Annotated in this window: 9 protein-coding genes; 6 read left to right on the top strand and 3 right to left on the bottom strand. The window is 72.1% G+C overall.

The genetic code is table 11. From position 1 onward, the window contains the following. Window positions 1-71: 71 nt before the first annotated feature. On the bottom strand, window positions 72-590 hold the full coding sequence (locus QCZ28_RS04080) for a hotdog domain-containing protein (RefSeq protein ID WP_030337966.1): 519 nt from the start codon (window positions 588-590) through the stop codon (window positions 72-74). A 23-nt stretch (window positions 591-613) separates the two neighbouring features. Between QCZ28_RS04080 and QCZ28_RS04075 the strand changes: the two genes are divergently transcribed. Further along, a complete protein-coding gene (locus QCZ28_RS04075; RefSeq protein WP_279515254.1) occupies window positions 614-1,285 on the top strand; it encodes a hypothetical protein in 672 nt (223 codons plus the stop codon). Window positions 1,286-1,372: 87 nt separating this feature from the next. Here the strand turns inward: QCZ28_RS04075 and QCZ28_RS04070 are convergent, their stop codons facing one another. Then, window positions 1,373-2,665: a multidrug effflux MFS transporter gene (locus QCZ28_RS04070; RefSeq protein WP_279515253.1), complete on the bottom strand. Its 1,293-nt coding sequence runs from the start codon at window positions 2,663-2,665 to the stop codon at window positions 1,373-1,375. A 398-nt stretch (window positions 2,666-3,063) separates the two neighbouring features. Here QCZ28_RS04070 and QCZ28_RS04065 point away from each other — a divergent pair, with 398 nt between their 5' ends. Genes QCZ28_RS04065 through QCZ28_RS04055 form a run of 3 tightly spaced genes read left to right on the top strand, consistent with a single transcriptional unit; the run spans window position 3,064 to window position 5,839 of the window. Then, window positions 3,064-3,363 carry a hypothetical protein gene (locus tag QCZ28_RS04065; protein WP_279515252.1) on the top strand — a complete coding sequence of 100 codons (300 nt, stop codon included), beginning with the start codon at window positions 3,064-3,066 and terminating at the stop codon, window positions 3,361-3,363. Beyond that, on the top strand, window positions 3,360-3,938 hold the full coding sequence (locus QCZ28_RS04060; protein WP_279515251.1) for an RNA polymerase sigma factor: 579 nt from the start codon (window positions 3,360-3,362) through the stop codon (window positions 3,936-3,938). The genes QCZ28_RS04065 and QCZ28_RS04060 overlap by 4 nt, the downstream gene beginning before the upstream one ends. Then, the gene (locus tag QCZ28_RS04055) at window positions 3,935-5,839 is read left to right on the top strand and encodes a GGDEF domain-containing phosphodiesterase (protein WP_279515250.1); all 1,905 of its coding nucleotides are present in this window, start codon (window positions 3,935-3,937) and stop codon (window positions 5,837-5,839) included. Before QCZ28_RS04060 ends, QCZ28_RS04055 begins: the two co-directional genes overlap by 4 nt. A 110-nt stretch (window positions 5,840-5,949) precedes the next feature. On the opposite strand, the gene QCZ28_RS04050 is transcribed toward QCZ28_RS04055, so the two are convergent. Next, window positions 5,950-7,119, bottom strand: coding sequence for an acyl-CoA dehydrogenase family protein (locus QCZ28_RS04050; protein ID WP_279515249.1), 1,170 nt, complete (start codon window positions 7,117-7,119; stop codon window positions 5,950-5,952). 198 nt (window positions 7,120-7,317) lie between these two features. On the opposite strand from QCZ28_RS04050, the gene QCZ28_RS04045 reads away from it, so the two are divergent. After that, window positions 7,318-8,745 (top strand): UDP-glucose/GDP-mannose dehydrogenase family protein, encoded by a 1,428-nt coding sequence (locus tag QCZ28_RS04045; protein ID WP_279515248.1) that lies wholly within the window; start codon window positions 7,318-7,320, stop codon window positions 8,743-8,745. 150 nt (window positions 8,746-8,895) lie between these two features. Continuing rightward, window positions 8,896-13,788: a permease gene (locus QCZ28_RS04040; protein WP_279515247.1), complete on the top strand. Its 4,893-nt coding sequence runs from the start codon at window positions 8,896-8,898 to the stop codon at window positions 13,786-13,788. Window positions 13,789-13,857: the final 69 nt, after the last annotated feature.

Below are 13,857 nucleotides of genomic sequence, written 5' to 3'. Positions count from 1 at the left end.
GCCATTCTGCGCACCGGGTAGGCCGACCGACGCGTGCCCGTCCCACACTCCAACCCGTCACCTCATGTGGGTCAGCCCGCGCGGTGGGCCTGGATGGCGCGACGGCGGGCGAGGCGGTGCGCCCGGCGGATCTCCGCCTCCTTGTACCGCCGCTCGTCCTCCGCGGTCTCCGGCAGCACCGGGCGGACCGCGCGCGGCGCCCCGCCGACGTCCACGCCGACGAACACCAGGTACGCGGTGGCCACCCGGACCGGCGCGTCCTCGGCCGAGTCCCACCGCTCGGCGACCACCCGCACGCCCACCTCCATCGAGGTCTGGCCGGTCCAGTTCACCTGGGCGTGGGCGTGCACGAGGTCGCCGACCCGGACCGCCTCCGAGAAGACGATCTCGTCGATCGCCGCGGTCACCGCCGTTCCGCCGCTGTGTCGGGCGGCTGCGGCCCCGGCCACGTCGTCGACGAACTTCATCAGAACCCCACCGTGCACGGTGCCGTAGAGGTTGACGTCCACCGCCGTCATGATCTTGCTGAGAGTGACGCGCGAGTACGACGTCGGCTTGCCGTTCGGAGCGGCGGAGAGGTGCTCAGTCATGTCGAAAACGGTACGGTGCGCGGATGCGACATCTCTGGAGCTTCCTCGCCGGGCTGGTGGTGGCACCCATCACCTGGGTGCTGGTCACACTCGGGCAGGACGGGTCGAGCCGGACGGTCGACCGCTGGGTGGAGATCGGCACGTTCAACACCGCCAACCTGATCGAGCCGGCCGTGTACCTCGGTGTCGGCGGTGTCCTGCTGGGCCTGCTCGGCACGCTGCGCTTCTCACCGCTGGGCCCGTTGGTGGCGGGGGCGCTGCTGGTCACCCCGTACATCGGGATGTTCGTGGCGCCCTTCTCGGTGCGGGACGCGATCCCGCACGAGTGGAAGGTGTTCGGCGACCCGCTGCCGCTGCGGCTGCCGGTGGAGAACGGCACGCTCTTCCTGATCGGCATGCTGCTGCTGATGGCGACCTTCAGCCAACAGCGGTGGCGGCAGTGGCCGACCCCGGCGGCCGTTCCGGCCACGCCACCCGCCCCCGCGCCGGACGGAGGCCCCCGCAACGACGACTTCACCTTGACCGACTGGCCGCCACCCGCGGCGGCGGAGCGGGACACCGCGCCGCTCACTCTGGGTTACCCGGCCGACTCGACACCGACCGAACCGCTGCCCCGCCGGGTCGGTGGCGAATCACCCTGGTCCGCCCCACCGCGCGGTCAGCCGCGCCCCGAGGACACCACCGAGATCCGCTGATCGTCGGGGCGGGCCGGTTTCACCGGCCCGCCCTCCGTCTCTCCCGCACGACGACGGGGCCCGCTGCGGCGCGACCGCCGGGCGTTGTCAGTGCAGCGCGACAGCCAGGTCCGGGTCGACAGTGCCGAGGCTGGCGCGCGGAACGACAACGAGCATGACGATCAGCGCGGCGGCCATGCCGCCCGCGATGACGATCGCCATCGGTACGCTCCCCGTGCCGAACAGACCGGCCAGTGGCGCCGACACCGCCCCGATGCCGAACTGCACCGCGCCGAGCAGCGCCGCGGCGGTGCCAGCGGCCTCGCTGTGCCGGCTCATGGCCAGCGCCGGCGCGTTCGGCAGGGCCAGCCCGGCGGCGGCCAGGACCAGCCACAGCGACGCGAGCAGGGTGCCCAGGCCACCGAAGCCGGTCGCCGCGAACATCACCAGCAGCAGGCCGGCAGCCGTTCCGGCGATCAGGGCGCTGACCAGGATCTGCTGCGGGGTGTAGCGGCGCAGCAGCCGCACGTTGAACTGGGTGGCTCCGATCAGCCCCACCGCGCCGGCCCCGAAGGCGATGCCGAACTGCTGCTCGTCGAGGCCGTACTCCTGCTGCAGCACGAACGACGAACCCGAGACGTACGCGAACAGGGCCGCCATCGCGAGGCCGGCGACCAGCACCAGGCCGACGAACGCCCGGTCGTTGAGCAACCCGCGATAGTCGCGCAGGGTGGCACTCACCCCGCCGTGGCGCCGACGCGCCACCGGAAGCGTCTCCGGGAGCCGGAACGCGGCCACGACGATCAGGAGCGCGCCCAGCACCGCCAACGCCGCGAAGACACCCCGCCAGTCGGTCCAGCTCAGCAGGCCACTGCCCAGCGTCGGCGCGAGGATGGGCGCCAGGCCCATGACGAGCATCAGCCGGGAGAAGATCCGGGCGAACGAGGCCCCGCTGAACAGGTCGCGGACCACTGCCGTCGCGACCACCGTGGCGGCCGCGACACCGAGCCCCTGGAGTACGCGCAGCCCGCCGAGCACCGCGATGTTGGGTGCGAAGACGCACAGCACGGACGCCACGATGTGCGCGGCCAGACCGGCCAGCAGCGGCACCCGTCGCCCGACCACGTCGGAGAGCGGCCCGATCAGCAACTGGCCCAGCGCGAGGCCGACGAGCGTGCCGGTCAGCGTCAACTGCACGGCGGTCTCGGTGGTCTGCAGGCCCGCCGTGATGGCGGGCAGGGCCGGCAGGTACATGTCGATGGTCAGCGGCCCGATCGCGATCAACGCGCCCAGCACGAGAACGAGTTGTGCCCGCTGACGATTGGTCATCAGGTCGCCGGGCAGCACGTGCGGCCAGGGCGAGGGGTCGTGGCCGGTCTTCTCCGACAGCTGCTTCATCATCTCGATCTCTGTGCGCGGGCGGGCGCGCCGTCGACGAGGGTGACGGGACGGCGCGGGCGAGAGTGATCCTCTCGCCCTGCAACACCACCGAGGCCGGGCACGATTCCCACCGGGACGGGAGTCGCCACGGGTCGGGAAGGCATCGGGACCGATCGAATCGCAATTCCCGGCGGACGCAAATCCCATTTGCAGGCAAGCACCAACAGCGGCATCCAGACTACGGAGTGCAACATTCGCATTCATCTCGTCGCTCACCCGAACGAACCCTCTATTTTGGCCGAAGGGTGGAATAGGTGCAGCCCAAAGCCCGCCAGTCGATCATGGCCACAAATTCCACCAGCATGCCCACCTACATTCCAACCCTCCACAGAGAGTTATATGCGGAAAGGTCACTACGGATGCGTGAGGCGAGGATGAACGATCAATTGCGAGGGCTTGTTCCCAACAGCTCGACCGCAGTGATTCTGGGGCTGGTGGTCGGGGCGGTGATCGGTCTGGTCCGCGCCTACCTCCGGCACCGCACCCGGATCCACACGGAGCGGGAACTGTCCGCGCGGACGGCGGCCCGGGCCGCCGGCCTGATCACCCTGGTCAGCGGTCGCCACGAGACCATCAAGGTCGACGAACGGGACCGTGACGGGCACCGCGTCGTGGAGCTACGTGGACCGCGCCGGACCAGCGGCAAGGAGGCGGCATGAACAGGAACAGCGCTGCTGCCGCCCGCGCCGCGACCCGCTCCGCCGAGCCCACCCCGGCCGAGGTCGACGAGTCCTTCACGGCCTTCTGCGACGACAACTTCCTGCGGGTCGAACGCTTCCTGCGCGCCCGCTGCACCGACCGGGACCTCGTGGACGAGGCGGTCCAGGAGACGTTCATCACCACCCGGGCCAAGTGGGCGCAGATCCGCAGCTTCGAGAAGCCACTGGCCTGGGTGCTCAAGACGGCGCGGCACAAGCTCCAGGGGCAGCAGAGCCGGCGGACCCGCACCAACACGACTACGACGAACCTGGACGAGGTACCCCCCGAATTCCTCACCCAGCCGACCGACGCGCGGGAGGCGGACGAGTTGCTCGTCGCGTGGCTCCAGCAACTGCCGCCCCGGCAGGCGGAGGTATTCGTCCTCTTCTTCGACGGCTGGCGGGACCTCGACATCGCCAAGATGCTGGGTCTCGCCCACACCACCGTTCGTGCCTACAAGCAGCAGGCGCGTCAGCAGCTGCAACGCCTCGCGGAACAGGCCGGATTCAACAAGCCCACTGGGAGGCCATCGTGAACCTCGACGACGTCCTGGCACTCGCGGCCGAACGTGCTCCCACCCCCCTCGAACGCGCGCGCGCCCGTCGCGCCAGCCGGCAGATCCAACAGGCCTACGCCCACGCCGTGACGGGCGGGCGGGATCTCGTCGTGGACGTCGACCCGCACGACCCGCTGAACGCCGACGCCGACGAGGCCGCCCGGATCGCCCGCGCGGCCCAACTGGCGAAGTTGGGCACCATCACCTGGATCTCCGCCACCGGAGATATCTCCTGGTCCGACGAGATGTCGCTGATCCTCGGCTACGCCCCCGGCACGATCCGACCCTCCACCGACCTGCTCTTCGAGCTAGTCCACCCCGAGGACGCACCCGGCGTTCGTCGGACCATCCACTCTGCCTGGCGGGAGCAGACGGTCAAGGAGACGACGTACCGGGTGGTCCGCCCGGACGGAGCGACCAGGTACGTGCACTGCTACATCGAAGTCCTGATCGACCGATTCGACCGACCGCACGGCATCATCGGCACCGGTCAGGACGTCACCGACCTGGAGCTGGCCCGTCAGGAGCGGGACCGGCTCGCCCGCAGGTGCGAGACCGCACGAATCGAACTGATCAGCCGCGACCCGGCCACCGGCCTATTGACCCGCCCCCGTTTCGCCGACGAGATCGACCGGACCCAACGCGGCGGATCGGGCGCCCTGCTCGTGGTGGCCGCCGAGCCGCTGAACCTACCAACCACTGGGCACGACCACGCGACCCAGGATCGGCTCGCCGCCGCGATAGCCGGTGTGGTGAAGGACGTGGCCCCCCGGACCGCCGTGTGCGGGCTCGTCGGCCCCGGCGAGCTCGGCGTGCTGCTACAGAACACCACGATGAGGTCGGCCACGACCATCGCGGAGAGCATCATCGACAGCCTGCGCGATCACTCGTTCGTCGTCGGACAAGACCGCGAACGGGTACGTCTCGACGCCTGGGGCGGTCTTGTCCGGTACCAGGACGGCGACGACAGCAGTAGCTTCGATCTGCTGGTAGACGCGGAGAGCGCGTGGCGACAGGCCAAGCGACAGCGGATGCCACTGACCGTGCTGCGACAGCCGGCCCGTCCCGAGGACCGGCAGGAGACCTGCCGGAGCCGGATCCGGGCGGCGGTCGCCGGCAACAGTTTCACGCTCTACGCCCAGCCAATTCTCGACCTGAGCCTCAACCAGATCACCCGCCAGGAGATCCTGCTCCGCGTGCTCGACGGCACGGGCCAGCCGGTCCCGCCGTCGGCGTTCCTGGACGTCGCCGAACGGGTCGACGAGATCTGGCCGATAGACCGCTGGGTCATCGACCACACCATGGAGCTGATCGCCCACGGACCTCGCACGTCGCACTACCAGGTGAACGTCTCAGGCCGGTCGCTCGGCGATCCGCACCTGTTGGAGCATGTCCACGAGGTCATGATGCGGCACGCCATCGACCCCTCCCAGGTCACCTTCGAGATCACCGAGACGGCGTTGATCGGCAACCTGACCCAGGCGATCGACTTCGCCTGCGGAATCCGGGACATCGGCTGTCGGCTCGCCCTGGACGACTTCGGCTCCGGATACGGCACGTTCACCTACCTGAAGTATTTCCCGATCGACCTCGTGAAGATCGACGGCGACTTCATCAGCAAGATCGAGGAGTCCCGTCCCGATCAGGTGATCGTCCAATCCTTCGTCGACATGTGCCGGGGGTTGGGCATCCGGACCGCCGCCGAGTTCGTCGAGAGCGAGGCCACCCTCCGCCTGCTGCGCGACTACGGGGTGGACTTCGCCCAGGGCTACGCCGTCGGCAAGCCGACCCCCGTCGGCAACCCGCACCGGGCCCTGCTGGGCTCCGCCGAGATCGAGACGGCCGGGCTGGGGGCCGCGTTGCGAACGGCGATCGGATGACCGACCGCACCGGCGAGCGTCGCGGGGCAGGCAGGCGGCACCACCGACCACCGCGTCCGGGCGCGGCGGCCGGGGCGTGGCCAGGCCGGCCAGCGGTGTTGACGCAGGTCCTAGACGAGGCCGTTCAAGAGCTGCCGCGCCATGACGATCCGCTGGACCTGGTTCGTGCCTTCGTAGATCTGAGTGATCTTGGCGTCGCGCATCATCCGCTCGACCGGGTAGTCCCGGGTGTAGCCGTAGCCACCGAGCAGTTGCACCGCGTCGGTGGTGATCTCCATGGCGGCGTCGGAGGCGAAGCACTTGGCCGCCGCGCCGAAGTAGGTGAGATCCGCGTCGCCGCGCTCCGACTTGCCGGCTGCCGCGTACGTGAGCTGCCGGGCCGCCTCCAGCTTCATGCCCATGTCGGCGAGCATGAACTGGATGCCCTGGAACTCGGCGACCGCCTTGCCGAACTGTCGACGCTCGGCCACGTACCCCTTGGCGTAGTCGAGCGCACCCTGCGCGATCCCGACGGCCTGCGCGGCGATGGTGACCCGGGTGTGGTCCAAGGTCTTCATCGCGGTCGCGAAGCCGGTGCCCTCCGCGCCGATCATCCGGTCGGCCGGGATCCGCACGTTGTCGAGGTAGACCTCGCGGGTGGGCGAGCCCTTGATGCCGAGCTTCTTCTCCGGCGCGCCGAAGCTCACCCCGGAATCGGACTTCTCCACCACGAAGGCGGAGATGCCCCGGGACCGCGCGGACGCGTCGGTGACGGCGAAAACGGTGTAGAACTCGGACACGCCGGCGTTGGTGATCCAGCGCTTCACGCCGTTGAGCACCCAGTGATCCCCGTCACGTACCGCCCGGGTGGTCATGGACGCCGCGTCGCTGCCCGCCTCCGGCTCGGAGAGGCAGTACGAGAACATGGCATCACCGGCCGCAACCGGCGTCAGGTAGCGACTCTTGATCTCTGCGGAACCGGCCAGCAGCAGTGGCATCGTGCCGAGTTTGTTCACCGCCGGGATCAGCGAGGAGGACGCGCAGGCACGGGCCACCTCCTCGATCACAATGGCGGTGGCCAGCGCATCCGCCCCCGCGCCGCCGAACTCCTCCGGGATGTGCGGTGCGTGGAAGTCAGCCGCCCGCAACGCGTCGTAGGACGCCTTGGGAAACTCCCCGGTCTCGTCGGCCTCGGCGGCGTGCGGAGCCACCTTCGCGGCGCAGACCTCACGCACCGATTCCCGGATCGCCTGGTGCTCATCGGGCAACCGGTAGACGTCGAACGACTCCCCTGCGGCCATCTCGGCCCTCCCCTTCACCGCTATCATGCGCAGTCTGTGACGACTCCTGACCGCCGACCGCGCAGACTGAAGACTAGCGACTGCAGTTCAGGTGATGTTACCGGCGCGTAGGCATGGGCAAGATGGTGCACCCGACGCGCTCAGCGATGATGAAGACCGAGACAGTGAGCTAGGCCAGCGCGAGCGGAGAAGACAGGCGTGACGATCCCCTACCCCACCATCCAGCCGACCCCCGCCATCGCCGCGGTGACTCCGCCCTCGGGCGCTCCCCGGCCGCGGGTGACCTTCCTGGGAACTGGTTACCTCGGTGCGACGTACGCCATCTGCTACGCGGAACTGGGGTACGAGGTCCTCGGCTTCGACGTCGACGCCGACAAGATCGCAAAGCTGAACGCGGGCCAGGTGCCGATCCACGAGCCCGGCCTGGACGAGCTGCTGCGGCGCAACCTGGCCGCCGGCCGGCTCCGGTTCAGCACCGACATCGCCGAGACCGCCGACTTCGGTGACGTGCACTTCATCTGCGTGGGCACCCCGCAGCGGGCCGACGGCATGGGCGCCGACCTGTCGTACGTCGAGGCGTCGGTCACCGGCCTCGCGCAGCACCTGACCCGCAAGGCCCTGATCGTCGGCAAGTCCACCGTGCCGGTCGGCACCGCCGAGTGGGTCGAGCAGCTCGTCGACAAGCACACCCCCGACGGCCTGAACGTCGAGGTGGCGTGGAGCCCCGAGTTCCTCCAGGAGGGCTTCGCCGTCGACGACGTCCTGCGGCCCAACCGGATCGTGGTCGGCGTCAAGAGCGAGTGGGCCAACGGCATGCTCTACGCCGCCCACAAGGGCGTGTTCGACCTGGCCGCCACGGAGGACCGCGAGGTACCCCTGGTGGTCACCGACTTCTCCACCGCCGAGCTGGTCAAGGTCGCCGCGAACGCCTTCCTGGCCACCAAGATCTCCTTCATCAACGCGATGGCCGAGGTCTGCGAGGCCTCCGGTGGCGACGTCACCCAACTGGCCCGCGCGATCGGCTACGACCCGCGCATCGGCAACCGGTTCCTCCAGGCCGGCCTCGGCTTCGGCGGCGCCTGCCTGCCCAAGGACATCCGGGCCTTCCAGGCCCGCGCCCAGGAGCTGGGCGCCGGTGAGGCGCTGCGCTTCCTGCACGAGGTCGACCTGATCAACCTGCGCCGACGTACCCGGGTGCTTCAGCTCGCCGCGGACCTGCTCGGCCGCCGCTCCGGCCCGGCCGGCCCGGACTTCGCCGGCACCCGGATCGCCGTGCTCGGCGCCACCTTCAAGCCCAACACCGACGACGTCCGCGACGCCCCGGCGCTCGCCGTCGCCGCGCTGCTGCAGAAGGCCGGCGCGGACGTGCACGTGTACGACCCGCAGGGCACCGAGAACGCCCGCCGCGCCGTTCCCGAGCTGACCTACGAGGCCAGCATGAACGAGGCCGTCACCGACGCCGACCTGGTCTGCGTGCTCACCGAGTGGGCCGACTTCCGCAACGCCGACCCGGTCGCCCTGGGCGAGTTCGTCAAGGGCCGCAAGGTCGTCGACGGCCGCAACTGCCTCGACCCGGCACTGTGGACCCAGGCCGGCTGGGAGTACCGGGGCATGGGCCGCCCCTGACGGAACCGACGCCCACCGGCCGGTCATCGAGCATCTCGATGGCCGGCCGGTGTCGTTGTTTGCCCCGGACCCGCCGACAAGAGTCGAAATCCGCGCCAGCTTTGGGCATGCTGCGACAGTGGGAGTCCACAGTGCGGGTGGAGGGGTGTCGTGGCGACCTTTCAATGCTCCTCGTGCGGCCGGGAGATCAAGCCGGCCGTCCGATGCCCGCACTGTGGGGCAGATCAACCACAGTGGGTCGAGCACCTGGCCGACATTGAGCGTTCGATAGCGGAGATGAAGGCGCGCGACGCCGCCATCGCGCGCGAGCAGCGGCAGATCGCCGCCAAGATGCAGGCCGCGCTCTTCCAGCGGGACATCCTCGCCCACGCCGGCGAGGAGCGCATCAAGCAGGCCACCCGGCCACGCCGGGTGCTGCGCCGCCGTCCCGGCCGGCGGCCACCGACAGCCACCATGGGCGCGCCGCCCCGGGTGCCCCGCCAGGGCGCTCCGACCGCCCCGGAGGATCCGCCGCCCCCGCCCCGGGCCACCTGGCTGGACGTGGACGACCCGGAAAACCCGCCAGAGGCCTCCTCACGCGAGGTGCAGAACATCCCTCTCGGGTTGGGTGCGCTGCTGCTCGGCGTGGCCGCGGTGGTCTTCGCCGCGGTGGCCACCAGTTCGATGGACGCGCTGGCCCGGCTGGGCATCCTGCTGCTGGCCACAGTGCTGATGCTGCTGGCCCCGCCGGCGCTGGCCCGGCGCGGGCTCACCTCGACAGCCGAGACCATCGCCGCCGTCGGCCTGCTGCTGGTGCCGCTCGCCGGCAACGCCCTCTGGGCGGTGGACCTGATCGGCGCCGACAGCGGCTCCGGCACCGTCTTCGCCGGGGTGATCTTCGCGGTCACCGCCGTCGTCGCGTTCGGGTACGCCCGTTGGACGGGTCTGCGCGCGCCCCGCTTCGCGACGGTGCTCGCCGCGCAGCCGGTGCTGCCTCTGCTCGCGTACGACCAGATCACCGGCCCGGGCGGCTGGGCACTGGTGCTGGCGATGGTCGCCCTCGTCAACCTCGGCCTGGCCCGCTCCAGCGTGACAGTCGAACGCCCCGTCCGGCAGGACCTGCCATCGCCGGGAGCGCCGTCGGCGCCCCGCCGACGTGATGCCGAGAGCCGGCCGGAGGGCGACCCGGAGGAGGCCGCCGAGCTGATCGACGCCGGCGCGGGCTCCGCCGACCCGGAGCCGGCCCGCCCGGTGCCCGGCCTGCCGGAGCTGACCTGGTTGCTGCACGCTCTGGCGGTCGCCGTCGCGTTGGCGTACGCGGTCACCGCCCTGCTGCGGGCACAGGCCGTGCCGACCGCGACCGGCGCCGGGGTGGTGCTGCTGCTGGCCGCCCTGATCGGGCTGGCCGGCGCGCTGGTGCTGCGTCGCCCGCCGCTGCCCGACGTGGCGGCCGGCGTCGTCACCCTGGCCGTGATCGGCGCGCTCAGCCGCATCGCCTCGGTGGCTCTCCCCGGTCGGGCGCTGCTGCTGATCGCGGCGGTCATCACGGTGACCGGGCTGGCGGTACGCGCCGTCCCGGAGGCGGCCCGCCGTGGCCCGCAGATCGCGTCCGCGGTGGCCCTGACCGTCAGCGGTCTGGTGGTCGCCGGTGGCGCGCTCCGCGCCGGGGTGGCACCGGTACGGGCGGCGCTGCCCGCCTGGGACCCGGACCTCAGCCGGTACCCGGGCGAGTTGGCCGCCGCCGTCGGGCCGACCGGCTGGCAGCTCGCGGGGGCCGCGTTCCTGCTCACCATCGCGGCGGTGCTGGCCCTGCCCACCGAGATCCGCCGGGAGTTCGCGGTGGCCGGAGCGGCGCTGACCGCGCTCGCCGTGCCGGCCTCGTTCGGTCTCGGCTGGGCGACGGCACCGTGGCCGATGGTGGTCACCGCGATCGGCATCGGGGTCATCGGGCTCTCCGCCCGCACCGACCGGGCCGCTCTGGCGCACGCCGTCGGGGCGGCAGTGGTCGGCCTGTTCGGTGCGGGCGCCAGCCTGTCCAGCCCCACCCTCACGGCCGCGGTCCTGATCACCCTGTTCGCGGCCGGCACGCTGGTCGCGCTGGCACCCCGGATCCGGATCGCCTCGGCCGCAGCCGACACGATCACCGCCTGGGCCGCCGGTGGCGCCGCGTTCGCGCTTCCCGGCGCGGTGGCCGCGTTCGTGGCCGCGACCATGCCGAAGGACCCGACCCCCACTCCGGCGAGCCTGCGAGAGGTGACAGTCCCGATCCTGGCGGCCAGCTTCCTGGCGGTCTGTGTGACCCTCGGCTACGCCGCCGTCGTGCAGGTCTCCCAGCGCCACATCCCCGCGCCGCTGTCGGTCGGCACCGGGCTGGGCGCGCTGGTGGTCACCGCCGCCGCGTTCGGGGCGCCCGGCGCGACCGTCGCCGACGCCTGGGTCGGCGCGCTCCTGCTGGTCGCCGCGGTCCTGCTCTTCCTGGCCCCCTCCATCGACGCCGGCCGTCGCGCCGACCTCACCCTCGACGGCTCGGACCTGGCCGCCGCGGCGGTCACCACCGCCCTGATCGCCACCCTGGTACGGATCGGGGCGGTCCTCGCCCCGGGTGCACAGCTGGCGGTGGCCGCGGCCCTGCTCCTGGTGGTCGCCGTGGGCGCCCGCAGCATGCCCGAGGAGTGGCGACGCGGACCGATCCTCGGCCTCACCGTCGGCGGTGCCCTGATCGGGGTGCTCGCCGGCTGGTCGGCGGTGCGCGGTGGGGTCGGCGTGCTGGCCACCCCCGGCCCCATCTGGAGGGGCGACCTGAGCGACTGGCCGGCCGCCCCCGTCGGCGGTGCCACCTGGCAGGCGCCGATCGCGCTGGCGCTGCTGGCCCTCGCCGCCGGCATTCTGCTCCCACCGCCGTGGCGCTGGGACGTGTCCGGGGTGGCGGTGGTGCTCGCCACCATCGGCGCGCCGGCCGCGTTCGATCTGGCCTGGTGGTCGCCGGTCCTGGTCGGCGGAATGGTCGCCACCGTGTTCGGCATGGCCGCGGTGGCCACCGAGGAGGCGCGCGCCGGGCTGTCCCGGGCCACAGTGGCCGGGGTCGTCGCGCTGCACGCCGCCGGAGCCGGGCTGGTCCGCCCGTGGACCACAGCCCTGGCGCTGGGCAGCATCGCGCTGATCGGCGTGGTGGTGGCCACGCTGGCCCGCGTTCTCGCCGACCCCCAGGTCACCGACATCGACACCGAGGGGATGCCGCCCCACCTGGCGCAGATCGGCGGCGCGGCGATCGGTGCCGCCCTGCTGGCCCTGCCCGGTGCGGTGGCGGCGCTGTCCGCCGAGTTCGAACACTCGGCGCAGGTGGTGCTGACCGCCGCGCTGGCGGCCACCAGCCTCGGCCTGGCCGCCGTGGCAGCGGTGCGGCGACAGGTGCCGCAATATCTGCCCTGGGTCAGCGTGGCGGTGGTCGGCGGGGCCACCATCAGCGCCCTCGCCGCCATCCCCACCGGCCTTGCCGCCGGCGTCTACGCGGCCGCCGCCGCCCTGCTCGGTGTGCTGGCCGAGCTGATCCGCGCGGCCACCGTGCCGCCCACCGGCGCCGCCCAGCCGGTCCGGCGCTGGGCGGTACGACTCGACGGCGCCCTACGGCGGCTGCCGGACGACCCGGAGCGACGACGGTGGCGGGTCAACCCGGCCGCCGGCGCGTTGGCCGCCGCAGCGCTACCGACCGCCCTGGCGCTCGCCTCGATCGGGCCGGCGCTGATCACCGCCCTCGTCGAGCCGCACCGCACACTGACCCGGATCTGGCAGGGCCCGCCACCGGGGCTGCTCACCCCGCCGCCGGACGTGGTCGATCCGACCCACGTGCTGACGGCGCTGCTGCTCACTGCGACCGCCGCGCTGGCCGCCACCGGGTTCAGCGGCGGACGACGCTCCCGGGCCGTGCCGGTGGTGTTGCCCGGGGCAGCCGTCACGCTGCTGATCGCACCCATCGCGCTGGGCCAGGGCTGGCCCGCCAGCACCATCGCCGCGCTCTCCGTCTTCACCATCGCGATGCTCGGTCTCGCGCTGACCCCACCACCGCCGCTGGTCGAGCGGGCCCGCTCGCTGCGGCTGGCCCGGGTGCTGGTGTTCGCCATCGGTCTGGCCGGTGGCAGCGCCGGGCTCGCCGGCAGCCTGGCCGACCGGCAGATGACCCTGTTCACCCTCGGCAGCGCGGTCGGGGTGGGCGCGGTGGCGGCGCTGTACGGCACCACCCAGCGGGCGCGCATCCTCGGCTGGCTCTTCGCCTCACTGATGGCGCAGCTCTTCGTGCTCACCGCCGGCCTGGTCGCCGGGCTGGCGGCGGTCTGGTCCGCGTTCGGGGTGCTGGCCGTCGGCGCCGTCCTCCAGGTGCTCGCCGCCACCCTGCCCCGGCTGCGCCGCCCCGAGTCGCAGCGGGAAGCCTCCACCGTGGAGTGGACCGGCTACGCCGCCGCGCTGATCGCGTTGGCGCTCGCCTTCGACTCGCCCCGGCACATCGCCGCCCTACTGGCCGCCTGGGGCGCTGTCCTCGGCGTGGCGGCGACTCGCCCCGGCCGTCGGCCGGTGGAACGCCGGATCCTGTTCTGGGCGGTGGTGCTCTGTGAGATCACCGCGTGGTGGATCCTGATGCGGGTCGCCGACGTGGCGCTCCCCGAGGCGTACACGCTGCCGTTCGCCGCGCTGGCCCTGCTCGTCGGCGTCCTGGAGCTGCGCCACCGACCGGACATGAGCAGTTGGGTGGCGTACGGTCCGGCGCTGGTCGCGGCGTTCCTGCCGACGCTCGCCATCGTGCTGGCCACCGAGTCCAGCACGATGCGGCAGATGCTGCTGCTGCTCGGCGCGGTCGCGGTGCTGATCTTCGGCTCGTCCAGTCGGCAGCAGGCCCCGGTGATCGTCGGCGCGTCGGTCACCGCGATCACGGCGATCCACGCCCTGTTCAGCCTCGGCCCGTGGCTGGCGCTGATCCCGGTGGGCATCCTGCTGCTGGTGCTCGGCGCGAGCAACGAGCGCCGCCGCCGCGCCCAGGAACGCCTACAGACCGCCCTGCGCGGCATGAGATGAAGCGGAGGGTCACGGCGGGGTGCGTGAGTGGGCAGGGTGAGTGGGCACGGCTCGCCTGTCGATGACGGC

The sequence above is a fragment of the Micromonospora sp. DH14 genome, from assembly GCF_029809455.1.
Taxonomy (GTDB): domain Bacteria; phylum Actinomycetota; class Actinomycetes; order Mycobacteriales; family Micromonosporaceae; genus Micromonospora; species Micromonospora parva.
This window is presented reverse-complemented; position numbering and strand designations above follow the sequence as displayed.